The sequence below is a fragment of the Actinotalea caeni genome, assembly GCF_009733795.1.
In the GTDB taxonomy this organism is placed as follows: Bacteria; Actinomycetota; Actinomycetes; order Actinomycetales; family Beutenbergiaceae; genus Pseudactinotalea; species Pseudactinotalea caeni.
Genome location: NZ_WNXX01000007.1, coordinates 17,160 through 40,854, shown reverse-complemented (window position 1 = coordinate 40,854; position 23,695 = coordinate 17,160). Strand labels below are relative to the sequence as shown.

Annotated in this window: 23 protein-coding genes; 7 read left to right on the top strand and 16 right to left on the bottom strand. The window is 72.8% G+C overall.

From position 1 onward, the window contains the following. Positions 1 to 42: 42 nt before the first annotated feature. Positions 43 to 1,047, bottom strand: coding sequence for a zinc-dependent alcohol dehydrogenase (locus GPA02_RS08075; RefSeq protein ID WP_156199414.1), 1,005 nt, complete (start codon positions 1,045 to 1,047; stop codon positions 43 to 45). 79 nt (positions 1,048 to 1,126) lie between these two features. On the opposite strand from GPA02_RS08075, the gene GPA02_RS08070 reads away from it, so the two are divergent. Further along, a complete protein-coding gene (locus GPA02_RS08070; protein WP_162457727.1) occupies positions 1,127 to 1,708 on the top strand; it encodes a TIGR03086 family metal-binding protein in 582 nt (193 codons plus the stop codon). A 6-nt stretch (positions 1,709 to 1,714) separates the two neighbouring features. Here GPA02_RS08070 and GPA02_RS08065 read toward each other — a convergent pair whose 3' ends face one another. The 13 genes from GPA02_RS08065 to GPA02_RS08005 form a co-directional block, all read right to left on the bottom strand. Next, positions 1,715 to 2,359: a TetR/AcrR family transcriptional regulator gene (locus GPA02_RS08065; RefSeq protein WP_240133947.1), complete on the bottom strand. Its 645-nt coding sequence runs from the start codon at positions 2,357 to 2,359 to the stop codon at positions 1,715 to 1,717. 3 nt (positions 2,360 to 2,362) lie between these two features. Beyond that, positions 2,363 to 3,193, bottom strand: coding sequence for a carbohydrate ABC transporter permease (locus GPA02_RS08060; protein WP_156199412.1), 831 nt, complete (start codon positions 3,191 to 3,193; stop codon positions 2,363 to 2,365). After that, complete coding sequence (locus tag GPA02_RS08055) at positions 3,190 to 4,092, bottom strand: carbohydrate ABC transporter permease (protein ID WP_156199411.1); 903 nt, start codon at positions 4,090 to 4,092, stop codon at positions 3,190 to 3,192. Before GPA02_RS08055 ends, GPA02_RS08060 begins: the two co-directional genes overlap by 4 nt. Positions 4,093 to 4,165: 73 nt before the next feature. Then, positions 4,166 to 5,473 (bottom strand): ABC transporter substrate-binding protein, encoded by a 1,308-nt coding sequence (locus GPA02_RS08050; RefSeq protein ID WP_156199410.1) that lies wholly within the window; start codon positions 5,471 to 5,473, stop codon positions 4,166 to 4,168. Positions 5,474 to 5,772: 299 nt separating this feature from the next. Continuing rightward, on the bottom strand, positions 5,773 to 6,084 hold the full coding sequence (locus tag GPA02_RS08045; RefSeq protein WP_156199409.1) for a YrhB domain-containing protein: 312 nt from the start codon (positions 6,082 to 6,084) through the stop codon (positions 5,773 to 5,775). After that, positions 6,081 to 9,461 (bottom strand): GH-E family nuclease, encoded by a 3,381-nt coding sequence (locus GPA02_RS08040; protein ID WP_156199408.1) that lies wholly within the window; start codon positions 9,459 to 9,461, stop codon positions 6,081 to 6,083. Before GPA02_RS08040 ends, GPA02_RS08045 begins: the two co-directional genes overlap by 4 nt. Beyond that, complete coding sequence (locus GPA02_RS08035; protein ID WP_156199407.1) at positions 9,458 to 9,823, bottom strand: DUF6507 family protein; 366 nt, start codon at positions 9,821 to 9,823, stop codon at positions 9,458 to 9,460. The genes GPA02_RS08040 and GPA02_RS08035 overlap by 4 nt, the downstream gene beginning before the upstream one ends. Positions 9,824 to 9,833: 10 nt before the next feature. Continuing rightward, positions 9,834 to 10,169, bottom strand: a complete 336-nt coding sequence (locus GPA02_RS08030) for a hypothetical protein (RefSeq protein ID WP_156199406.1) — start codon at positions 10,167 to 10,169, stop codon at positions 9,834 to 9,836. Beyond that, positions 10,169 to 11,197 (bottom strand): DUF6177 family protein, encoded by a 1,029-nt coding sequence (locus GPA02_RS08025; RefSeq protein WP_156199405.1) that lies wholly within the window; start codon positions 11,195 to 11,197, stop codon positions 10,169 to 10,171. Before GPA02_RS08025 ends, GPA02_RS08030 begins: the two co-directional genes overlap by 1 nt. Positions 11,198 to 11,206: 9 nt before the next feature. Continuing rightward, positions 11,207 to 11,572 (bottom strand): DUF2185 domain-containing protein, encoded by a 366-nt coding sequence (locus GPA02_RS08020; RefSeq protein WP_156199404.1) that lies wholly within the window; start codon positions 11,570 to 11,572, stop codon positions 11,207 to 11,209. A 9-nt stretch (positions 11,573 to 11,581) separates the two neighbouring features. Further along, positions 11,582 to 12,121, bottom strand: coding sequence for a hypothetical protein (locus GPA02_RS08015; protein WP_156199403.1), 540 nt, complete (start codon positions 12,119 to 12,121; stop codon positions 11,582 to 11,584). A 118-nt stretch (positions 12,122 to 12,239) separates the two neighbouring features. Beyond that, on the bottom strand, positions 12,240 to 12,548 hold the full coding sequence (locus tag GPA02_RS08010; protein ID WP_156199402.1) for a pore-forming ESAT-6 family protein: 309 nt from the start codon (positions 12,546 to 12,548) through the stop codon (positions 12,240 to 12,242). A gap of 26 nt (positions 12,549 to 12,574) precedes the next feature. After that, positions 12,575 to 12,925 carry a hypothetical protein gene (locus GPA02_RS08005; RefSeq protein WP_156199401.1) on the bottom strand — a complete coding sequence of 117 codons (351 nt, stop codon included), beginning with the start codon at positions 12,923 to 12,925 and terminating at the stop codon, positions 12,575 to 12,577. 254 nt (positions 12,926 to 13,179) lie between these two features. Here GPA02_RS08005 and GPA02_RS08000 point away from each other — a divergent pair, with 254 nt between their 5' ends. The 6 genes from GPA02_RS08000 to GPA02_RS07980 are packed head-to-tail and all read left to right on the top strand — an operon-like array spanning position 13,180 to position 21,249. Further along, complete coding sequence (locus GPA02_RS08000) at positions 13,180 to 14,028, top strand: FHA domain-containing protein (protein ID WP_156199400.1); 849 nt, start codon at positions 13,180 to 13,182, stop codon at positions 14,026 to 14,028. Between the two features lie 4 nt (positions 14,029 to 14,032). Continuing rightward, a complete protein-coding gene (locus tag GPA02_RS18805; RefSeq protein ID WP_162457726.1) occupies positions 14,033 to 14,539 on the top strand; it encodes an OCRE domain-containing protein in 507 nt (168 codons plus the stop codon). After that, on the top strand, positions 14,536 to 15,849 hold the full coding sequence (locus GPA02_RS07995) for an EsaB/YukD family protein (protein ID WP_162457725.1): 1,314 nt from the start codon (positions 14,536 to 14,538) through the stop codon (positions 15,847 to 15,849). Before GPA02_RS18805 ends, GPA02_RS07995 begins: the two co-directional genes overlap by 4 nt. Next, a complete protein-coding gene (locus tag GPA02_RS07990) occupies positions 15,846 to 16,703 on the top strand; it encodes a hypothetical protein (RefSeq protein WP_156199398.1) in 858 nt (285 codons plus the stop codon). Before GPA02_RS07995 ends, GPA02_RS07990 begins: the two co-directional genes overlap by 4 nt. Then, a complete protein-coding gene (eccCa, locus tag GPA02_RS07985; protein ID WP_156199397.1) occupies positions 16,700 to 20,698 on the top strand; it encodes a type VII secretion protein EccCa in 3,999 nt (1,332 codons plus the stop codon). The genes GPA02_RS07990 and eccCa overlap by 4 nt, the downstream gene beginning before the upstream one ends. Next, complete coding sequence (locus GPA02_RS07980; protein WP_156199396.1) at positions 20,695 to 21,249, top strand: hypothetical protein; 555 nt, start codon at positions 20,695 to 20,697, stop codon at positions 21,247 to 21,249. The genes eccCa and GPA02_RS07980 overlap by 4 nt, the downstream gene beginning before the upstream one ends. A gap of 208 nt (positions 21,250 to 21,457) precedes the next feature. On the opposite strand, the gene araA is transcribed toward GPA02_RS07980, so the two are convergent. Together araA and GPA02_RS07970 are read right to left on the bottom strand one after the other, a co-directional pair. After that, the gene (gene araA / locus GPA02_RS07975) at positions 21,458 to 22,966 is read right to left on the bottom strand and encodes an L-arabinose isomerase (RefSeq protein WP_156199395.1); all 1,509 of its coding nucleotides are present in this window, start codon (positions 22,964 to 22,966) and stop codon (positions 21,458 to 21,460) included. Continuing rightward, a complete protein-coding gene (locus tag GPA02_RS07970; RefSeq protein ID WP_156199506.1) occupies positions 22,963 to 23,694 on the bottom strand; it encodes an L-ribulose-5-phosphate 4-epimerase in 732 nt (243 codons plus the stop codon). Before GPA02_RS07970 ends, araA begins: the two co-directional genes overlap by 4 nt. Position 23,695 lies beyond the last annotated feature (1 nt).

The following is a 23,695-nucleotide window of genomic DNA, read 5'->3' as shown; positions in this document are numbered from 1 at the left end:
CGCCGGCCACCGGCTCCTCGGTGCGCCGCGCCCCGGGGGCGCTCACGCCAGCCCGATGACGGTCTTGAGGCCGGTCCGGGCGGTCGCGCGCGCGAAGGCGCCGGCGACGTCGTCGAGCGGGGCGCGCTCGGTGACGACGGAGCGCACGTCGACGAGACCCTGCTCGACGAGCCGGATCGTGCGCGGGTACATCTCCTTCATCCGGCGCACCATCGCGAACGTCAGCCCCTTGCGGCGGGCGACGTGGGCCGGGAAGGACGAGCGCTCGCCGTCGGGTATGCCGGCGAGCACGACCCGGCCGCCGGGCCGGGCCGCGGTGACCGAGATGCCGACGGCCTCGTCGTTGCCGGCGATCTCGAGGACGACGTCGGCGCCCAGACCCCAGCGGTGCCACGTGTCGGGGTCCCCGGCCTCGTCGACGTCGAGCACGACGTCGGCGCCGTAGCGGGCTGCGGCCTCGCGGCGGTGCGCGAGCGGCTCGACGGCGACGACCGTCCCGGAGCCGACCGCCTTGGCGAGCTGGACCGTGAGCAGCCCGATCGGGCCGCAGCCGACGACGGCGATCGTGTCGCCGACGCGGCTGTGGGCGAGGTCCCAGGCGTGCAGCGCGACGCCGAGGGGCTCGAGCATCGCGCCGTCGGCTCCCGTCATCCCCGCGGGCAGCGGGTGCAGCAGGTGGGTCGGCCAGGCGATCAGCTCGGCCATGCCGCCGTCGAGCGTGCTGTGGCCGGCGAACTGGATGTTCACGCAGAGGTTGCGGTGCCCCGCCTCGCACATCTCGCAGCGGCCGCACGCGATCGCGGGGTCGACGGCGACGGGCACGCCGTCGAGCTCGCCCGAGGCGCCCACGCCGGCGAACTCGTGCCCCGGCACGGTCGGGCGGGTCAGCGTCGCGTCGCCGATGCCGCCCTCGCCGAACCAGTGCAGGTCCGACCCGCACAGCCCGACGTCGGTGACCCGCACCAACGTGTACCCCTCGGGGACGTCGGGGTCGGGGGCCTCCTCGACCCGGATGTCACCCACACCGTGCAGCATCGCGACGCGCATGGCCCGATGTTAGCGTTCACATCCTGCGATGTCACGCCGACCTTCCGGTGCCCCGACCCCCTCTGCCAGACTCGGCCGGATGGACCACCGACACCTGTTCCACGAGGCGATGCAGGGCACCGACGCCCACGTCCGCACGGTCACCGACGCCGACCTCGCCCGGCCGACGCCGTGCGAGGGATGGACCGTGGCCGACCTGCTGGCGCACATGATCGGTCAGCAGGACGGGTGGGCGGCCGCCGTCGCCGACGGCGACGCGCCGGAGTCCGCCTACGCGCCCGTGCCGTTCACGCAGGAGGCCTGGCGCGCCTCGGCCGAGGCGTTGCTGCACGCGTTCGACGGCGCCGACCTCGCCGCCACGGTCGTGGTGCGCGAGCTCATGCCCCGCCCGCTGCCGGCCCCGGTGGTGATCGGCGCCCAGCTGCTCGACACCGCCGTCCACGGGTGGGACCTCGCACGTGCGCTCGGACGCGACCACACGCCGCCGGAGCCGGTCGTGGCCGCGGTCGCCGCGGCGGCAGGGCCGATCCCGGACGACGAGAGCCGCGTCACCCAGGGCTTCTTCGCGCGCGCCGTCGGCGACGGCCCCGCCGACCTGTCGACCTGGCCGGGCGTGCTGGCCCACCTCGGTCGTGACCCGGGCTGGCAGCCGCCGGCCTGAGCCCGCTCAGGCGCGCGGCAGCGGCACCCTGAGATGGCGCTGCACGTGGTCGGCGAGCTCGGCGGCGACGTCGACGCTGCTGCGGTCCAGCAACCACTGCAGCTGCAGCCCGTCCCACACCGCCATCATCTGCGCGGCCGCCCGCTGCGGGTCGACGCCGTCGCGCAGCTGCCCCGCCGCGCGCACCCGCTCGAACGAGTCCGCGATGCGCGCGCGCAGCCGCGCGTAGCGGTCGACGAAGAACGCGTGCGCGGGGTGGTCCGGCGCCGTCGCCTCGGCCGAGATCACGCAGTACAGCTCGACCACGCGCGGCCGGTCGGCGTCGGCCCGCGCGAGCCCGACCAGCCGGGCGAGCGCGACCAGCCCGTCGTCGGTGTCGCGGTCGACCCGCTCCGCGGCCAGGGCGTCGCGGTGCGCGAGCACCGCGGCGAGCAGCGCGCTCTTGCTCGGGAAGTGGTGGAGCAGCCCGGCCTCGCTCATCCCCACGCGTGCCGCGATCTCACGCACCGACCCGGTGCGGTAGCCCGACTGCGCGAACACCTCGAGGGCGGCGTCGAGGATGCGCCGCCGCACCAGCCTGGACTTGCGGTAGGGCCCACGACGGCGGGGCTCGCCCACATCGGCGGTCTCCGTCGTCGTGCGCTCGGTCACGGCCTACCCCTTCACGGCCCCGCTCGTCATCCCGGCGACGATCTGCCGGTTGAAGAAGATGTACATCACCAGCGGCGGGATCGTGATCAGCAGGATGTCCATGAACAGCAGGTTCCACTGGCTCATGGTCTGGCTCTGGAAGTTGTAGAGCGTCAGCTGCACGGTCGCGTTGTCGTCGCCGGGCAGGAAGTACAGCGGACCGGTGAAGTCGTTGAAGACGTTGACCGCCTGCACGACGACCACCGTGACCATCACCGGCCGCAGCAGGGGCACCACGACGCTGAAGAACACGCGCAACGGGCCCGCGCCGTCGATCCAGGCGGCCTCGTCGAGCTCCTTCGGGATCGTGGAGACGAACGCCCGGAACAGCAGGATGCAGAACGACAGCCCGAAGGTCGCCTCGATGAGGATCATGCCCGGGATCGTCTTGAAGAGCCCGAGGCCCTGCATGACCCAGATCGTCGGGACGACGGCCGGCGGCACGATCAGCCCGGCGAGGACGAAGAAGTTGACGACGTGGTTCCAGCGCGAGCGGCGCCGCTGCAGCACGTAGCCGACCATCGCCGCGAGCACGACCATGAGCGCGACGCTGAGCACCGTGATGACCGTGCTGTTGACGAACGCGCGCACGATGAGGTTGTTGCGGACCGTGAGGACCGTGGTCAGGTTGTCCCAGATCGCCCACTCGGTCGGCAGCGAGAACCCGAACTCGGCGGCCTCCGCCGGCGTCTTCGCCGCCGTGAGGAAGATGAACACGAACGGGACGATGAAGACGACGACCGACGCCAGGATCGCGACCGTGCCGAGGACGATCTCGCGGGGGCGGTTCCTCATCGCTCGACCTCCCGTCGGTTGAGCAGCGTCGAGATCGGGACCACGATCGCGGTGACGACGAGGAACAGCACGACGTTGCCCGCGGTCGACAGGCCGTAGAAGCCGGCCTGGTACTGCTTGTAGATGACCGACGCGATGACGTCGCTCGTGAAGCCGGGCCCGCCGCGCGTCGTCGCCCAGATCAGGTCGAACGAGCGCAGGCCGCCGATGAGCGACAGCAGGATGACGGTCGCGGTCGCCGGGCGCACGAGCGGCAGCGTGATGCTCCGGAACGCCTTCCAGCCACCCGCGCCGTCGACCTTGGCCGCCTCGTAGTACTCCTGCGGGATCGCGGCGAGGCCCGCGATGTAGATGAGGGTCGCGATCCCGACGCCCTTCCAGACGTCGATGAGGGCGACCGACATCAGCGCCCACTGCGGGTCGGTGAGCCAGGCGGGCCCGGTGATGCCGAGCGCGCTCAGTGACTCGTTGATGAGCCCGTCGAACGGGTCCATCAGCACCTTGAAGGTGATGCCGACGCCGATCGCCGAGACCAGCACCGGGAAGAACACGACCGAGCGCAGGTACCCACGCCCGATCAGCTGGCTCGTCAGCAGGACCGCGAGCGCCAGGCCGAGCACGACCTTGGCGCCGGAGGTGACGAAGCCGTAGACGAACGTGTTGATGAAGCCGGTGCGCAGCTGCGGCTCGCTGAAGAACGTGACGAAGTTCTCCCAGCCGGTGAACTCGACGTCCTGCAGCGACCACCGGGTGAACGCGAAGTAGAACGACGCGAACGTCGGCAGCGCGAACAGCACGACGTAGAGGAGCCCCGCCGGGAGGTAGAACCACGTCGGGTAGATGCTCTTGACGGACCGCCGCTTCGCCACGGCGCCGGGTGCGGTGACGGCCTGTGCCATCGGTCGCCTTCCTGGTCGAGGGGCCGGTGGTGGGGCGCCCGCCCCGCGCCGGTGGAGGCGCGGGGCGGGCGGGTCACCAGCCCTCGAGGCCGAGCTGCTGCGCCTGCTTGACGACGTCGTCGTCGTACAGCGCCGCACCCTCCTCCGCGGTGGAGATGCCCGAGCCGACCTGGACCGTGATGTTCTCCAGGTTCGGGCCCTTGATCGGCGAGAGGAACTCCAGCGCAGGGCCGGCGAGCTCGTCGTCGACCCAGGTCTGCAGGTCCTGCGTCGCCCGCGGGACGTCGCTCGGCAGCTCGCAGAGGCTGGTCGCGAACGGCCCGGCGGGCACGTTGAACTCGGTCTGCAGGCGGCAGCCCTCGGGCGAGTTGATGAACGCGACGAACAGCTTGGCCGCCTCGAGCTCCTCGCCCTCGGTGGTGCTCGGGATGTAGGCGGCGTTCGGCAGCCAGATCGTCGCGCGGGTGTCGGCGGCGTCCTGGGCCGGCAGCGGGAAGAAGCCGACGTCGCCCAGGTTGTCCGGGAAGTTCTGCGCGATCGTCGACGTCGCCCCGGTGAGGATCGGGTAGTGCGCGCCCTCGCCGGTCGCGACCATCCGCACGCCGTCGTCGAACAGCGCGGAGGCGAAGTTCTCGTTGAAGAACCCGGCCTCGTAGACCTCCTGCTGGTTGAGGAAGCCCTGCAGCGCCGGCTGGTCGACGTACCTGCGGTTGTTGCTCGTGTACTCCTCGGCCCAGTCCGGGTCCTGCGCGGCGACGTTGGCGAAGTCGCCGAGCACGAACAGCTGGCTGGTCCAGGTGTCGCCGTAGGTCTGGATGACGGGGGTGTGGCCGGCGTCGGCGATCGCCTGGTTGTTGGCCATGAAGTCGTCCCACGACGTCGGCACCTCGAGGCCGAGCTCCTCGTAGATCGGGATGTTGTAGAGGATGCCGCCCGCCTGCGAGGCGCCGGTCGGGGCGCCGTAGATGCCGTTGTCGGTCGAGACGACCGCCACCATCGACTCGATGAGCGTGTCCGCCCACTCCTCGTCGGTGAGCGGCACCAGGTTCTGGTCGGGGTTGATCGCCTGGAACAGCGAGCCGGAGTTGTAGGTGAAGACGTCCTCCATCTCGCCCGTGGCGAGCTTGGTCTTCACGAGGTTGTCGCCCTCGGTGCCACCCGGCTGGGTGTTGAGGGTCACCGTGATCTCGGGGTGCTCCTCGTTGAAGGCCTCGATGAGCGCCTCCGCCCACTCCGGCCCGGTGCCGCCGGTCTGGGTGAGGAACGTGATCTCGACGCTGTCGCCGTCGCCCCCGCCGCCGCCCGAGCAGGCCGCGAGGCCCAGGGCCGCGCTCGCCGCGACAGCGACGGCCAGCTGCCGCCGCCGATTCCCAACCACCATCGATGACCTCCTCGTCACGATCCGGCACGTCGTTGCGCCGGGTGTTGAAACGTTATAAACCGTGGCACGGGATCCCGAGTCCCGTCAAGGTTTTCGCATCACGATCTCGTCACGGGAGATCCATCGCAGCACGACGAGATCGAGGCCCCGGGTCGAGATCGAGAGATCTCTCCCCGATCTCGACCCAGGGCCTCGAGCCGACATGTGCCCCTGCGATGGCGCTGCCCGCCTGGCGGCTGCGACGGGACGCGGTCGCCACCGCACCGCGCACCGTCACCCGCGGCGGCTGCGCAGCCAGGTCAGCGCGACGGGCGACCGGTGGCGGCGCGCCACTCCTGCAGCTCCTCGGCGACCGGGAGCGCGGTGCCGAGGACGAACCAGCCGCTACCGTCCTTCGGGATCGCGATCGGGCCGACCAGCTGTTGCTTGTAGAAGTCGCGCGTCTGCAGGTACTCCACCGAGTTCCAGCTGACCACCCACACGTCGCCGTGGTCGGCGACCGGCTCCACCTCGGGGTCGCCCTCCCAGAGCGCGAGCGGCACACCCAGCTCCTGCTCGAGCTGCCCGAGCGCCTCCGTGGCGGTCGCGCGTGCCTGCTGGGCGTCGATCATCGTGGCTCCTCGCTGCTCGGGTGGGTCCCCTCGGCGGCGGCGTCGGCCAGCACGGGAAGCCGAGGTCGTGGTGCCGTGAGCCCGCCACCGGCGGCCGGCGGCGTCGCGGGCGGCGGCGGGACCGGCGTCGTGGGCGGCGGCGCCTGGAACACGTACGGCGGGCCGGTCGTCGTCGCGGCGCTGTTCGGCACGACGATGAGGTCGATCTGCTTGACGTTGCTCTCGAGCGTCGCGAACCGTCCCGTCTGCGCGTCGAGGAACACCACACCGTTGCGGTCGTGGATGACGGTGAACACATGCCCCGGCCTGCCGTGCCGCGAGATGGCGACCACGCCACGGGTGCCCTCCGGCAGCGTCGACATGATGTCGACGATCTGCCCGTAGCCGTTGACCGGCTGCACGTACCCCCCGAGAGCGTTCGTGATGGCGGAGAGGTCCCCCCTCACGTCCTTGGGCAACGGCATCGCCGACGACGGCGCCCCGGAGAGCATGCGGTCCGCCGCGACCACGCAGCGCGTGCAGTTGTTGCTGTGCCCCGCGCGCCGGCCGTACCTGTCCGCGTTCACCTCGAGCAGGGCCTGGTACTCGGCTCGGAACGCCTCGTGGAGGGTGTGCGGGTCGGCCGAGCCGGCGTGCACCGCCCGCCGCGGGTCGCCGGGGGCGACCTCGCTCGCCAGGTGGGCGAGCGGGTGCTGCGGGTCCGGCGCGGGGAACGCACCGGCACCCGTGCCGTGGCCGCCGTGGTCAGGTGAGCCGTGGTCGCCCGAGCTCTCGAGCTCGGGACGTGCGGGGGCATCGTCGGCGTAGGGGCGGAACTCGCCCTCGTAGCCGGCGAGGTCCATGCTGCCGTCCTCGTTCATGTGCGACCGGTTCACCGTCGGGTGCTCGACCTGGTAGTTGTCCGGGTCGCGGTACTCCTCGAGGAACTCCTCCAGCGTGATCTCGTGGTTCAGGTAGCGGTCGCGCAGGTCCGAGTACTTCGAGTCCGGCCGGTGACCCATGTCCCAGACGCCGTCGCGCGGCTGGCCGGGCGTCCACTCGATCGTGACTGGGCGGCCGTCGGGCCCGACGACCTGCACCGTGCCGTCCGGGCGGACGGCGGCGTCCCAGACGTCCTGGACCTGGGTCTCGCCGTAGCTGGGTCGGTGGTTCGCGTACGGCATCCGGTTGCCGTTCGCGTCGTACCCGAAGCTGTTCGGCTCGCCACGCGGGGGCAGCCCGCTGACCTCCCCGTTGCCGTGGTTCTGCGCCACCCAGCGCTCGTTCTCCGGGTCCCAGCGCATCTCCCAGCCGCGGGCCCCGTCGCTGCGTTCCAGCAGCAGCGGCGCACCCGTGCGCGGGTCGACGGGGTCGCCGTGGCTGTTGACGGGCGCTTCGTCGAGCGCCTGCTGGACGTCCTCGGGCGTGTAGGTCTTCCCGTGCTCCGCCCGGGCCTCCTTCGCCGAGATCGTCTCGGGAGCGGGCTGCGCCGGGTCGTACTCGGTCGTCGACCGGCCCTCGGTCGGGCGGGTGCCGTCGCTCGGCCGGGAGTCCGGGTGCTCGGGCGCGCGCCCGGCGGTCGGGTCGGACGGCGTCCCGTCGGGCTGCTCGGGAGCGCGTCCGCCGGGCTGCTGCTCCGGGCCGTGTCCGCCGGGCTGCTGCTCGGGCGCGGCGCCGGTCGACTCCTCGGGCACCTGACCCGCCGGCTCCTCCGGGGCGTGACCGGTGGGCTGCTCCGGCTTCTGGCTGCCCGACGGCTGCTCCGGGGTCTGGCTGCCCGACGGCTGCTCCGGCGTCCGGCTGCCCGACGGCTGCTCCGGCGTCCGGCTGCCCGACGGCTGCTCCGGCGTCCGGCTCCCCGACGGCTGCTCCGGCGTCCGGCTCCCCGACGGCTGCTCCGGCAGCTGGCTCCCCGACGGCTGCTCCGGCACGCCGCCCGCGCGTGCTCCGCCCTGCCCCTCCGGGAGGACGTCCGGCGTCCGCGGGCCGCTGCTGCCGAACAGGTCGGTCGAGACCGGCGTCCGGTCGACCGGCGGTGTCGGGACGTCGGTGACGTCGTCGATCAGGCTCGCCGGGTTGAAGCGCACACCGCTGACGCCGCCGTTGACGGGGACGTCGTCCCCGAGCCGGATCGCGTTGCGGAGCCCGCTGGCGAAGCGCACGCCGCCCTTGAGCGCGAACGAGCCTCCCGGGACGGCGAAGTCAGCGCCCGCTGCGACGACGCGCATGAGCCGCGCACCGGCGGAGCCGGTCTTCAGCGCGCTGCCGACCTGAGCCCCCGGGATGAAGAAGGTGCCGACGTTGAGGAGCGACTCCGTGCCGGCCGCGACGCCGTCCTCCTTCCACTTGTGCCAGCCGTCGCCGCCCTCGATCGCCGCGTAGTAGTCGTAGCCGACGAGGCTGGACCAACCGGCGGCGGCGACGTCGCCGCGCTCGGTCAGCCAGTCCCGGACGCCCTCGGGCATCGGCACACCCAGCTGCGCGAGGTGCGGGGTGAACGTCATCGTCACCAGCGTGGAGCCCAGGAAGTTGCCGAGCCCGCCCCAGGCCTGACCGGCGACGTCCCAGCCCCAGCGCCCCTCCTCGGTGTCGTACCCGACGAGCGACGCCGCACCGGAGTACAGGCCGTACCCGAAGCTGGAGACACCGTGGCCGACGGACTCCGGGCAGTTGCGGTCCTCCTCGACCGGGTAACCCCAGGGCATCGGCATCTCGGGGTTGGTGAACGCCTCCGCCGGCAGCGCCTCCACCTCGGCGATGCACTGCCCCTTGACCAGGCCGTTGATGCCGTTGGCGCAGTCGGCGACCGCCTGGGAGATCTCCGCCACGATCCGGCCGTACTCCTGCAGCAGCTCCGTGTTCCGGTCGACGGTCTCGGTGTCCTCCTTCCAGTGGACCAGCACCTTGCGCTCCTCACCCACGCCGGGGAGCATCGAGACGAGGCCGTCCCAGTGGTCGCCGAGGCTTGCGTCCTTGGCCTCCGAGGCGGGCACCATGACGCCGTCCTTGACCCGGTTGCGGAACTCCCACGCCTCGGCCTCGAAGGTGGCGAGGCGCTTCCTCATCCCGCCGAGCTTGCTCGCGTAGGTGTCGAGATGGCCGGCGGCCTCGTCGAGGTCGGACCTGAGGTCGGTGGCGGACTTCACGGCGGGCGTCAGGAGCTCGAAGACGGTCTCCTGCTCCGGCGCCTCGTAGGAGTCCTTCAGGCCCTCCCAGGTCCTCCCGATCGAGGAGGTCTCGCGCTCGACGGTCGAGCCCATCGTGCGCAGCGCCTTCGCCGCATCGGTGATCTTGCTCGTGTCCAGGTCGTGCGCCCGGCACGGGAACGTCGAGGGATCGATGAGGCCGTCGCCGCCGACCGGCTCGGCCGTGCACACCTGGAGCTGTTCGCCCGTCATGCCTGGTACCCGTTGTCGACGAAGTACTGGAAGTCACCGGTCTCGGCCGCGCTCACCGCCTCGCTCTGGAAGGTCGCGGCCATCTCGTGCTGACCGTTGTTGTAGGCGATCGTGGCGTTCGAGACACCGACGACGCAGGCGTTGATCCGGTTGCCGATGTTCGTCAGTCTCGTCGCCTGGTCCTGGAGCAGGTTGTTGAGCGCCGCGGGCACGTCGGCCGTGATGTAGGAGCCCCAGGAGAGCCCCTCGAAGATCTCGGTGAACTTCTTCTCGGCGAGGGCCTTGTTCAGCTCACCACGGTCGGTCTCGACGTTGGTGAGGACCTCCTGCACCCCGGCGGGGTTGATCCTCCATCGGGTCATGGTCTCCCCCTCAGACTCGTTCCTTCACGACACCGCCGACCGCTGCCGCGACCGCCTCGGCCGCCGCGCGACCGGCCCCGGTGTCTCCGTACGGGATGGTCATCTCGGTCCACAGCCCGAACGCGACGGGCGGGTCCGTCACCGCGGACGCGGCCTCGCGCGGGTGTGCGACCGGGCGGCTGCGGAAGATCGTGAGCAGCGGCCGCGCCGACGCATCCACCAGCTGCCCGATGTCGCCGCCCCGGTAGGTGACGTACGTCCCGTCCGGGTGGGCGTCGGCCGCGGCGTGGACCACGTGCTCGTGCGTCACCTCGACGTCACTCAGCAGCACCAGCTCGGTGGCCATCAGCTTCCCTCCAGCAGCATCGCGGCGCGGACGTTCTCCGGTCCGAGGTCTGCGGCGAGCCGGAGCAGCTGCTCCCACATGCCGCGGTCCTTGGCCCCGAAGCGGATCAGCAGGCTCGGCACCCGGGCACGCCCGAGCACCGTCGCGTCGTGGCGGCGCTGCAGCGTCTCGATGTCGGCCCCGAGGTCGTGCAGCACCGACGGGCCGAGCAGCACCGCGACCGGCGCCTCGGGCCGCCGCGTGGCCGCCCGCTGGGTGACGCCGGCGTCGAGCTCGGCCACCGAGACAAGCCCGAGCGTCGGCGTCATCTCCGCGTGCACCCGGGTGAGCATCGTCGTCGCCCGCTCGAGCAGCTCGGCCGTGGGCGGTGCGTACGGCCCGACCGGCACCCCGCCCTTGACGAGCTCGAGCACGCCGCGCTTCGTGCGGCCCGCGCTGATCGCGGCGAACGAGCCGTCGCCGGCCCGGGCGTGCAGGACGTCGGAGTCGGGCATCGTGCGGCGGATCGTCTCGGTCAGGGCAGCGTCGTTCCAGTGCGTCGCGAGGGGCTCGACGTGGCCCCAGACGTCCAGCTCGGCGCCACCGAGCCCGGTGACGGCGCTCTGCGCGAGACGTCCCATGCTCACCGTCCCGCTCACGCGATGGTGGGCGTAGACCTCGAACATCATCACCGCGAGCGCGTCGGGGCGCTGCTCGCCGTACCCCGCCAGACGGGGCTGGTCGACCCGGGCTCTGCCCCACAGGTCGGAGAACGCCGAGATGCGGTAGCCGGTGAGCCCGTCGTAGACGCCGGACTCGTCCCGCACGGCCCAGAACGCGCCGGCGCGGCCGAGGGCGAGCATCGCGATCGAGCTGATGCGCGCGTCGGCGGCGGTGAGCAGGACCGGACGACGGCCGGCCTCGACCGAGCTGACCAGGAACGTCGCCAGCGACTCGGTGAGCAGCACCGAGCGGGACGAGGCGACGTACGTCGCGTACTCCTCGGTCCACTCGTCGGCGACCGGGTTGATCGTCTCCATGCGGCTCATCGCGTCACCTCACGCCCGGTGCGCAGGCGGCACGTACAGGTTCTCGCGCGGGATCTCGCGCCCCGTCGGGGTGTCGACGATCCGCAGGCCCAGCTCGTCGTCCACGAGCTGCAGGTCCGAGCCGACCCGCAGGTCCCAGATGCCGATGAGCGCCGGCTCGATCGCGCACACCTGGTTGAAGTCGACGACCTTCCAGCTCGAAGGGTTCGAGAGGTACTCGGAGGTGTCGATGTGACTCATGATCCGCCAGCCGTTGTCGGCGGGGTTCTTCGAGGGCTCGCGCACCATCCAGCGCACGCGGCCGCGGCCCTCGAGGACGTTGAGGGTCGCCAGGCACGCACCCGCGGCGGGGATGAACTCGGGATAGCTGGCCATGTGTCCGTCTCAGGTCGGGGTCGACTGACCGCGCTCGGCGAGCACGGCGTCCATGCGGGCGATCAGGTCGGCGCGGGTCTCGCCCAGCCGCTTCACCGCCTCGTAGGTCGGGGCGTCGGGCGGTGCCAGCAGGTCCAGCGCGGGGCTGGCGAGCAGCACGTCGTAGAGCGGCGCGAGCTCCGCGTCGGTCAGGTTGAGCTGCCGAGCGAGCGTGACGAGCGGGGTGCCGAAACGGCCGTGGCTGCGGTTGGGGTCCGCGCCGCCGTCGAGCAGCCGGCGCAGCAGCGGCGCGTCGGTCTCGGGCTCGAAGCGGGGCCTGCCGAGCAGCACGTGCAGCGTCGTCGCGCCGTCGGGCGTGACGGCGGACGCGTCCGCGCCGTCGTCGAGCAGCCGCCCGGCGATCTGGGCCCGGATCCCGGGCTTGTTCGACAGTGCCGCGTGCAGCAGGGTCGACCCGCTGCAGTCCACCGCTCGGGCGTCCACGGGCCGGTACTCGGCCAGGAAGTCCTCGAGACCCCGTCGGCGCGCGAGGAAGAACAGGTCAGGCACGGTCGTCAGCTCCCGTCGGGCGAGCGGATCGGATCGTCGTGACGGTACCCGGCGTCAGGGCGCACCGGGAGACGACGGCCCACCGCCCGCGGCGCGGGTGGCGGGCCGTCGGGCGCGGTCAGACGTTGACGTGGCTGGCGGCCTTCTTGAGCGCGGTCGCCGCGATCTCGTCGTTGGTGCCGAGCGAGTTCCGCAGCGTCGTGATGATGTTGCGGACCTCCTCGCCGGCGGCGTTCCACTTGGCCTCCATGGCGGCGTACTGGTCGGAGACGCCGTCGGCCTGGTAGACGGCCATCGCGGCCTTCACGTCGCTGTCGCGGCGGCCGAGCGCGGCCTCGAGCAGACCGGCGATCGTCTCGAAGCGCGACTGGACCTCCTGCGAGGCGCCGATGTCGTAGTCGTTGCGACCGTCGTCGTTGCTGTACATCGTCGGTGTCCCTTTCGTAGCTCTGGTCAGACCCGGGGGGCGAACTTGGAGGCGTCGGCGGCCTCGAACGAGGCGCCGCCCTCGGCGGAGGTGTGCGCGTCGGCACCCTCGTCGGCCGCGGTCACGAACGCCTGGTTCTGGCCGGCGATCGACCCGGTGATCCCGACGAGCGCGTTGTTGAGCGTCGTGGAGATCTCGTCGGTGCGGCTCTTGAACCGGTTGAACGCCGCCCGGGCGGGGCCGTTGAACTTCTTCTCGAGCGGCTCGGCGGCCGCCACGAGGTCGCGCACGAGCTGTCCGAGGTCGTCCGACTCGGTCACCGTCTTCTTGCCGAGCACCGACAGCGCGTCGGCCTCCATCGAGAACTTCGTGTTCATCCCAGATCCCTTCCACACACGTCTTGTCCGTTCCTCGAGGCTAGGCGACGCACGGGGTCGACCTCCAGGGGAGTCCTCCCCATCCACAGGTCCGGGATGACACATCGCGCTGCCGAGGCGCTAACGTCACGGTGTCATCCACCGAGCTGGAGCACAGGTATGCCGCTGTCGACGCACACCTCGACCACGGGGGGCCCGGGGCCGTGCAGCTCGTCGACCCCTCGTGACCTCGGCGACGTGGTGGACGGCTGAGGATGCACGCGTTCCGCCCGCTGACCGAGCCGCCCGGGCCGAGTCGTCCGGTTCTCGCCGACCGCCGGCCGCTGCCTGCCGCGCTCGTCCTCGACGGCGTCCGGCCGGCCTCCCCGCAGCGGCTGTGGTTCGCGCTCGACCTCGTGGTCGTGCTGCTCGCGGCGGCCGCAGGCGCCGGGCTCGCGGTGCTGCTCGAGCTGCCGCTCGCCTCGCTTGCGGCGGCGTTCGGCGTCGTCGCCCTTGTCGTGACCGCCCTCGACCTGCTGCGGACCGGGCGGACCCCCGGCCACCGGGTCCTCGGGCAGCGCAGCGTCGACGAGGCCACGGGGCTGCCGGCCACGCCCGCACGGCTCGCGCGCACCCGCACGGTCGACCTGCGTCGCGGTCGCGACCCGGTGCGCGTCGTGCCGCACGGCACCGACGGGCTGCCGCAGCTCGGCGAGCAGTGGCAGATGTCGGCGTCGCGCGCGCTCGACGCCCCGATCGTGCTCACGCTGGACAACGGGATGGCGTACAGCCTGGTGGGGCCGACCGTGATCGGGCGCAACCCCGCGCTGGTCGAGCCCGGCACCCGGCTGCTGCAGATCCCGGACCTGAGCCGCACGATGTCGAAGAGCCACGCCCTGCTCGAGCCGCAGGGCGGCGTCCTGTGGGTCACCGACCTCGGCTCGATGAACGGCACCGCCGTCGTCGAGGACGGCGGCCCGCGCGAGCCGCTCGAGCCGCACGTGCGCACCGTGGTCCGCACCGGCGCGACGATCGAGCTCGGCGACCGCGTGGCCACCGTCGGCAGCCCGGTGCGGCAACCCCCCACCACGACCGCGGCCGACCCCGGCCCACGCGAGGGATAGCAGGATGCAGCAGGACAAGATCCTCATCGAGACGACGAAGACGCACCGCGCACGGCTGGCGTCGGCGCTGTCCTACGGCCCGCTCGGCCGGCGTCGCCCGGTCAACACCAACGCCAAGCGGTTCATCGGCTCGGTGGTGCTGGCCGCCGTCGCCGGCGTCGGCTGCATGGGCTACGGGTTCGTCTCCAACCTGCTGCTCCAGCAGCGTGAGAACGCCGCGCTCGCGTCGTTCCAGCAGGCGATGGCCTCCAACCCGCTGCCGGAGACCGAGACCCGCACCCTCGACGAGGACACCGGCTTCCTCGTCGACTCCGAGACCGGTGAGTGGATCGACCCGCAGACCGGGTTCGTCGTCGACCCGGAGACCATGCTCGCCACCGACCCGCAGGGGAACATCATCGACCCGCGCCTGGACTGGTTCTACGACCCCGAGACCGGCTACTACACGGACCCGGCGACGGGCATCACGATCGACCCGGTGACGATGGAGACGGTGAGGGAGCCGCGGTGACCACCTACACCCGCGTCACGATCCAGGGCGAGGGCCGCAAGGCGGACCTCGTGCTGCCCGACGACGAACCGGTCGCGGCCGTGCTGCCGGAGGTGCTGTCGCTGCTCGACGAGAGCACCGACCGGTCCTCGCGACCGTTGGTGCTGATGACGACGGTCGGCGAGCAGCTCTCCCCCGCGCTCACGCTCGCCGAGCAGGACGTCGAGCACGGCACGATCCTGCGGCTGGTCCGCGTCGACGAGGCGCCGCCGCCGCCGGAGGTCGCCGACGTCACCGACCTCGCCGGCGACGCCGTCGAGAGCCGGCCCGACAGCTGGCGCCCGGTGTGGGGCGTGATCGCGGCCGCCGCGGTGGCCGGGGTCGCCGGGCTGCTCGGCGCGGCCGCCGCCGCTGCCGCGGGTGCCACGACCTCCCAGCTCGGCGGTGCCCTCCTCGCGCTGCTCCTGCTCGCGGTCCTCGGCGCTCGCCGCGGCCGCTCCGCGCCGGCCGTCGTGCTCACCGCGACCGCCGTCGGCGCGCTCTCCGCCGGCACGGGCTGGCTGCTGGGGCAGCTCGACCTCAGTCACCCGGGCGCCACCCTGCTGGTCTGGTTCGGGCTAGCCTGCGTCGTGGTCGCCGTGGTCGGTGCCGCCGGGTTCCGCGACGTCCCGCTCGGTCTCGGCGGTGCGGTCGGCGCCGTGCTCGTCGTCGCCTGGGTGGCGATGCACCTCATGCACATGCAGACGCTGCACGTGGCGGCGTGGGTCGCGATCGCCGGGGTCGCCCTGCTCGGTGTGCTGCCGGGCATCGCGATGACCGCGAGCGGGCTCACGGGTCTGGACGACCGCGTCGTCGAGGGGCAGCGGGTCGCGCGCGAGTCGGTCGAGCGTGCGGTCGACCGCACCCACAGGTCGCTGACCTGGGCCACGGTCGCCGTCGTCGTGCCGGTGACCGTCGCGGCGTGGTTGCTCGCGCGCAGCGGCGAGCCGGCCGGGTACGCGCTCGCTGCCGCGGTCGCCGTCGTGCTGCTGATGCGCACCCAGGTGCTGCCACTGGCGCCGCAGCGGCTGGCGCTGGTCGCCGGCGGCAGCGTGGCGCTGCTGACGCTCGCGGTCTCCGGCCTGCTGTCGCCCGGGGCGACGACGCTGGTGGCGGTCGTGCTGGTCGCCGCGCTCGTCGCGGCGGTCGGGGTGCGGTTCTCCGAGAACACCCGGGCCCGGCTGCGCCGGTTCGCGGGCACCCTCGAGCTGGTCGCCGTCGTCGCGCTGGTGCCGCTGGTGCTGTGGATGATCGGCGTGTTCTCCGACCTCGTCGGGGCCTTCCTGCGATGAGGGGCGCCTGGGGACTGCTCGCCGCGGCGCGACCGCGGCGGATCGCCGAGCTGCGTCGGCTCGACGAGCAGGTGCGCCGCCCGCTCGCGCTGTCGACCCGGGTCGGGTTCGTCGGCACGGCCGGCGGCTCGGGCTGCTCGACGGCGGCCGGGCTCGCCGCCTCGGTGCTCGCACGACGCCGCAGCAGCCGCGTGCTCGCCGTCAACGCCTCGGGCGCCCGCCGGTCGCTGCTGTGGCACGCCGGCCTGCTCTCCGACGCCACCAGCACGTCCGCGCAGGACGCCGAGCGCGCGTCGGCCAGCACGGCCGCCGAGGCGCTGGCCGGGCTGGCGACGGCGCCGTCGGGGCTGCACGGCCTCGACCTCACCCGCGTGACGCCGGGCGACGACACGCGCTGGTGGGAGGCGGTCGCGCCGTCGAGCAGGTTCTTCGACTTCGTCGTCACCGACTGGGGCGTGCGCGACGTCGGCTCGCTCGGCCACGTCGCGACCGCGAGCTCGCTGCTCGCGATCGTGCTGACGCCCGACCGCGAGGCGCTGCAGCGCACCGTGGAGATCGCCGCTGCGGCGCACGCGGCGCAGGTGCCGAGCGTCGCGGTCGTCGTGCCCGCGCGCGGCCGCGGCCCCTGGGGGGTCGGCGAGGCGCTGCGCGCCATGCCCGTCCCGGTGGTGCGCTTCCCCGTCGACCCGGCGCACGGCTGGGCCGCCCCGGCGCCCAGCAGCCGGCTGAAGAACGCGACCAACCTCGCCGCGATCCGGCTCGCCGCCGAGCTCGTCTCGGTCGCCGCCGCCCGCCGTGCGGGTGCCGCGCAGCGCGAACGGACCGACGGCGAGCGCCAGGTGGTGACCGCATGACCGTCAGGACCGTCCACCGGCCGACGCGGGAGACCCTCCCCCTCACGCGCCCCGAGCCCGAGGCGATCGCGCCGCCGCCGCCGCTCGCCGAGGACGCCGGCGTCGTCCCCCTCCAGATGCTGCTGCCGATCCTCGGCGCCTCGACCTCGGTCGTCATGATGGTCGTGATGCGCAACGCGCAGCCGTTGTTCCTCGCCGTCGCCGGCCTCGTGTTCGTGGTCGCGATCATCGGCGGCGTCGGGTTCGCGCTCTCGGCGCGCGGCCGCAACGCCCGCCAGCAGGCCGCCAAGCGCGAGCTCTACCTCGACTACCTCGAGCGCACGCGGGGCGACCTCGAGCGGCGCACGCACGAGGTCCGACTCGAGGCGAGCGTGCTGCACCCGCAGCCCGATGCGCTGATGTCGCTGATCCGCGACCCGAAGCGGCTGTGGGAGCGGCGGCGCCGGGACACCGACTTCCTCGACGTCCGCGCCGGTCTCGGCGTGGTGCCGTGGTTCCAGATCGACGTGCCGGCGCCGGAGTCGCCCGTGCAGCCGCACGACCCGATCCTGCTCTCCGAGGCCGAGCTGGTCGCCGCCGCCGCCTCGCGCGTGGAGTCGATGCCGATGACGGTGCCGCTGCGGCAGTCGGGCGTCGTCGCCGTCATCGGCGACCGGGACCGCGGCGTCGCGCTGATCCGGTCGATGCTGCTGCAGATCGCCGCCCTCCACGCGCCCGACGACGTCGGCATCGCGCTCGCGTTCGCCGACGACCGCGCCGCCGACTGGGCGGGCGCCGACCTGCTCCCCCACGTCCAGGAGCCCGAGCTGTTCGACGGCCCGGTGCCGGCGCGCCGCATCGCACCCTCGCTCGGCGAGCTCGGCCGCGTGCTCGGCGAGACCTTCACCGACCGGGTGCAGGCCGCGAACTCCGCCCGCCGGGCCGGTCCGCAGCGCAGCCAGCCGCCGCACCTCGTCGTGATCGCCGACGACCACGGGTCGGTCGCCTCGAAGCTGCCGGTCGGCGGCTCGGTGCCGCTGCACGAGCTCGGCATCACGGTCGTCCACCTGCTCTCCGACCGGCTCCACGAGCCGGGCGACGTCGACGCCCGGATCGTCCTCACCGACGACACCGAGGACGCCGACGTCACCGATCAGGGCGCGGTGCTGACGCTCAAGCCCGGCACGCGCGACGCCGTCGACGTGCCGCTGCGGCCGGACGCCGTCGACACCTCGCTGTTCACCGCCACCGCACGGGCGATGGCCGCGCTGCGGGTGACGCTCGTCGCCTCGCGCGACGAGGAGGGCGACGCGACCCTCGACGTCGAGGACCTGCTCGGCATCGAGGACCCGACGTCGTTCGACCCCGAACAGCTGTGGCAGCCGCGCTCCCCCGCCGACTTCCTCCGGGTGCCGTTCGGCATCGACGACCTCGGCAACCCGGTGCTGCTCGACATCAAGGAGAGCGCCCAGCTGGGCATGGGTCCGCACGGCATCTGCATCGGCGCCACCGGCTCCGGCAAGTCGGAGATGCTGCGGACGCTGATCCTCTCGCTCGCGCTCAACCACCCGCCCGAGGACCTGTCGATGATCCTCGTCGACTACAAGGGCGGCGCGGCGTTCGCGCCCTTCGAGGGGCTGCCGCACCTGGCGGGACTCATCGACAACCTCGCCGACGACCCGCAGCTGACCACGCGGGCCCGCGCCTCGATCCAGGGCGAGGTCGTGCGCCGCCAGCAGATGCTCAAGGCGGCCGGCTCCTCACCGTCGATCACCCACTACCGGCAGCTGCGCGAGGACAACCCCGAGCTGCCGGTGATGCCGCACCTGTTCGTCGTCATCGACGAGTTCGGCGAGCTGCTGACGGCGGAGCCGGAGTTCATCGACCTGTTCCTCCAGATCGGTCGCATCGGCCGCTCGATCGGCGTGCACCTGCTGCTGTCGAGCCAGCGCATCGAGGGCGGCAAGCTCCGCGGTCTCGACACCTACCTCTCCTACCGGCTGGGGCTGCGGACGTTCTCGGAGTCGGAGTCGCAGGTCGTGCTCAACACGCCCGACGCGTTCCACCTGCCTGCGCTGCCGGGCTACGGCTACCTCAAGGTCGACACCAGCGTGTACACGCGGTTCCGCGCGGGCTACGTGTCGGGACCGGTCGTGCGCAACCGGGCGCCGCGCGAGGAGGAGCCGACCGCGCCCCGACCGCTGCTGCTACCGCTCTACAACGGCATCCGCCGCGGCGGGGACGACTCGCAGGGTCCCGCGCTGTCGCCGCTCACGCGTCCCGACACCTCGCAGACCCTGGTCGAGGCCGCCGTCGAGCGGACGCGCGACGACGACCGCGCGGTGCGCCCGGTCTGGCTGCCGCCGCTGCCCGAGCGGCTGGCGCTGGGCGCCGTCGTCGACCGCGCCACCGCCAAGGACCGGGCGCTGACGATCGCGATGGGTCTCGTCGACGACCCCGAGCACCAGGCGCAGGACCCGTGGCTGCTCGACCTCACCCGCGCGGGTGGGCACGTCGCGCTCATCGGCGCCCCGCAGACCGGTCGCAGCACGTTCCTGCGCACGGTCGCGGCGTCGCTGGCGCTGTCCTACACGCCGCGCGACGTCGCGATCTACGGCATGGACCTCACGACCGGAGGTCTGCAGCGCATCGAGGGCTTCCCGCACGTCGGTGGTGTGGCGACCCGGTCGAACCGGGACCGGCTGCGGCGGCTGCTCGAGGAGCTCGCGGGCATGCTCGCCCACCGCGAGGCGGTCTTCCGCAACCGCGCGATCGACTCGATGGCGCAGCTGCGCGCGATGCACGCGGCAGGTCAGGTGCCGGAGCTGCCGGCGGCGGACATCGTGCTGCTCGTCGACGGCTACGGCGCGATCCGGCAGGACTTCGAGGAGCTCGAGGAGGCGTTCGTCGACATCATGATGCGCGCCTCCAGCTTCGGCATCCACCTCGTGCTCGGGCTGACCCGCTGGAGCGAGCTCCGGATGGCGCACCAGGCGCTGTTCGGCACGCGTATCGAGCTGCGGCTCAACGACCCGGCGGAGTCCAGCGTCGACCGCAAGCTGTCGGCGCTGCTCACCGCCGACCGGCCGGGCCGGGTGCTGCTCGACGACAAGAAGATCGCCCAGACGGCGCTGCCGGTGCTCGACGTCGTGAGCGACGACGAGGTCGGCGAGGAGCTCGAGCAGCTCGCCGCCCGGGTGGCGCAGTCGTGGAGCGGTCCCGCCGCCGCTCCGATCCGGCTGCTGCCCCACGAGCTGTCCCCGGCGGACCTGCCGAAGGCGTACGAGGAGCCGGACGCGGTGCCGGTCGGGCTGCGGCAGGACACGATGGAGACGGCGGTGTGGGACTTCGCCGGCGAGGACCAGCACATGCTCGTGCTCGGCGACGCCAAGTGCGGCAAGTCGACGCTGCTGCGCACGATCGCCGTCGGGCTCATGGAGCGGTTCACCAGCGACGAGCTCGCGATCGCCGTCATCGACCCGCGCGGTCACGTGCCGGGCGTCATCAGTGACGACTACCTCGCCGCGCACGCCCGCAACGCCGGGCAGGCGCGCGGGCTGTGCACCACGATCGCGGGCGAGCTCGAGAAGCGCCCGGGCATGGACCCGGCGGTGCGTGCGAAGGCCCCGCGGATCGTGCTGCTCGTCGACGACTACGACATCGTCGGCGCCGGCGGCACCGACCCGCTCGGCCCGCTCGTGCCGCACCTGCCGAACGCGCGCGACCTCGACCTGCACGTCATCCTGACCCGACCGGTCGCCGGTGCGAGCCGCGCGATGTACGACCTCACGCTGCAGGTGCTGCGCGACACGGGCGGCTCGCTGCTCGTCATGTCGGGCGAGCGCAGCGAGGGCCAGGTGGCGCCGCGGGTCTACGCCGAGCGGTTCCCGCCCGGCCGAGGGCGGTACCTGCGGCGCGGCGAGCGGCCGCACATCGTCCAGATCGCCCACACGCCCGAGCAGCAGCCGGACGACGCCGGCACCGGTGCCGTGCCGGCCGCGGGGGCCCGCTCATGAGGACGCTCGCCGTCGTGGGCACCGCGGGCGGCGTGGGCACGACGACGGTCGCCGCGCTCGCGTTCGCGGGGCTGCGTCACCACCCGCACGGCGCCCCGATGCTGTACGCGCGGCCGAGCGCGCACCTCATCGACCGCGTGGGCGACGACCAGGTGCCGGCCCTCAACGGCGAGCTCGCCGTCTGGGACGCGGGCGTGCACACGCCCGAGAGCGCGGCCGCGCTGCTGGAGGCGGGCGGCTGCGTGCTCGCCGTCGCGGCTCCCGCGACGCCGCTCGGCGTCGCCGACGCGGCCAGCATGCTGAGCACGATCTCCGAGCTGGGTGAGGACGCGCTCGCCGGCGTCGCGGTGGTGCTCAGCCAGGTGGGCGGACCGGGTCGTGCGGCGACGCCGCACGCGGTGCCGTCGCCGCTGCTGGTGCGGATGCCCTACGACCGCGCCCTCGCCCAGCCGGGACCGCTGCCGCCGGTCACGGCGCTCGCGCGGCGCACGCAGGCCGCCGCCCACGCGTGGCAGCGTCGCGCCGCCGCGCTGCTCTCGCTCCCCACCTGACCGCTTTCAACCCACTTCTGCCCCCAGAACAGGTGTCAACCCACTTCTGCCCCCCGGGACAGGTTTCAACCCACTTCTGCCCCCCCGGGACAGGTTTCAACCCACTTCTGCCCGGAGCCGGCTCCTGACCTGGCAGAAGTGGGTTGAAACCCCCGCTGGGGGCGAAAGTGGGTTGAAACCCCGCGTGGGGGCGAAAGTGGGTTGAAACCTAGAGGCCCTGCGCGAGGCGGTAGTACGCGGCGTTCCAGCGCAGCTGCTGGGTGAAGCCGCGGACGGTGGTATCGGCGTCGATGACGTTGAGCTCGACCTGCGCGATGTCGGCGAAGTCCTCCCAGACCTCGCGGCCCACCGCGGTCGTCAGCACCGTGTGGTGGGCGCCACCGGCGGTCAGCCACGCGGTCGCCGAGGTCGTGAAGTCCGGGCGCGGCTCCCACACCGCACGCGCGACCGGCAGCTTCGGCAGCTCGGCGTCCGGAGGCACGATGTCGACGACGTTCGCGGTGAGCCGGAACCGCTCGCGCATGTCCGACATCGCGACGACGATGCCCTCGCCCGGGTCGGTGTCGAACACCAGCCGCACCGGGTCCTCGCGACCGCCGATGCCGAGCGGGTGGATCTCCAGCCGCGGCGTCGACGTCGTCAGCGTCGGGCAGATCTCGAGCATGTGCGCGCCGAGGATCTTCTCCTTGCCGGGCGTGAGCTCGTAGGTGTAGTCCTCCATGAGCGATGCGCCGCCGGGCAGCCCGTGGCCCATGACCTTCGCGAGCCGCACCAGCAGCGCGGTCTTCCAGTCGCCCTCGGCGCCGAAGCCGTAGCCGTCGGCCATGAGGCGCTGGACGGCGAGACCCGGCAGCTGCCGCAGCCCGCCGAGGTCCTCGAACGTCGTGGTGAACGCGGTCGCGCCGACCTCCTCGAGGAAGGACCGCAGCGCGATCTCCTGCGCGGCGCCGTAGCGCAGCGACTCGTGCCGCTCGCCGCCGGCGCGCAGCTCGGGGACGACGTCGTAGGTCTGCTCGTACTCGGCGACCAGCGCGTCGATCGCGGCGCCGTCGACGGCGTCGACCCGCTCGACCAGCTCGTTGACGCCCCAGGTGTTGACCGCGACACCGAACCGCACCTCGGCCTCGGTCTTGTCGCCCTCGGTGACCGCGACGAAGCGCATGTTGTCGCCGAAGCGGGCCAGCGTCGCACCGCGCAGCGCCGCCCAGCCTGCGGCGGCGCGGGCCCACCGGCCCACCTGCGCCTGCACGTGCGGCGTGCTGGCGTGCCCGACGACGATCTTGCGCGGCACGCCCAGCCGGGCCGCGACGTAGCCGAACTCGCGGTCGCCGTGCGCGGCCTGGTTGAGGTTCATGAAGTCCATGTCGATCTCTGCCCACGGCAGCTCGACGTTGGCCTGGGTGTGCAGGTGCAGCAGCGGGGTCTGCAGCGCCTCCAGCCCGGTGATCCACATCTTCGCGGGGCTGAAGGTGTGCATCCAGACGACGACGCCGATGCAGGAGTCGTCGGCGTTGGCCTCGAGCGCGACGCGACGGATCGCGGCCGCGTCCTTGAGGACCGGCTTCCACACGATCTCGACCGGCACGTCGTCGGACCCCTGCAGGTGGGCGGCCACCTCGCGGGACTGCGTCGCGACCTGCGCGAGGGTCTCCTCGCCGTACAGGTCCTGGCTCCCCGTGAGGAACCAGATCTGACGACCCTCGAAGGGATTCTTCACCGTGCTGCCTCCTGCTCGTCGGGCTTCTGCCCGTAGACGTTCTGGTAGCGCTCGAAGAGCGCGTCGACGTGGTGCTGCTCGATCGGCACGGGGTCGCCGAGCTGGCGCGCGATGTGCACCGAGCGGGCGACGTCCTCGCACATGACCGCAGCCTTGACGGCGTCGCGGGCGTCCTTGCCGATCGTGAAGGGGCCGTGGTTGGCCATGATGACGGCGCGGCTGCGGGAGCCGCGCAGGGTCTCGACGATGCCGCGCCCGATCGAGTCGTCGCCGATGATCGCGAACGGTCCGATCGGGATGTCGCCGCCGAACTCGTCGGCGGCCATCGTGAGCACGCACGGCACCGGCTCGCGCCGGGCCGCCCACGCGCACGCGTAGGTCGAGTGGGTGTGCACGACGCCGCCGACCTCGTCCATGTGCCGGTAGACGTAGGCGTGCGCGGCGGTGTCGGACGACGGCGTGAGCCGCTCGGAGGTGCCGTCGGCGATCTTCGCGCCGTCGAGCGTGCAGACGACCATCGAGGCCGGCGACAGCTCGTCGTAGGAGACGCCGGAGGGCTTAATGACGAACAGCCCGCCGACCGACTCCGAGCCGGGCACCCGCTCGCTGACGTTGCCGGCGGTCCAGATGACCAGCTGGTAGCGCACCAGCTCGGCGTGCAGCGCGGAGACCCGTTCGCGGGTGGCCTGCACGGCGTCCTGGAGCTCCAGCGGGAGCTCGGCGAGCACG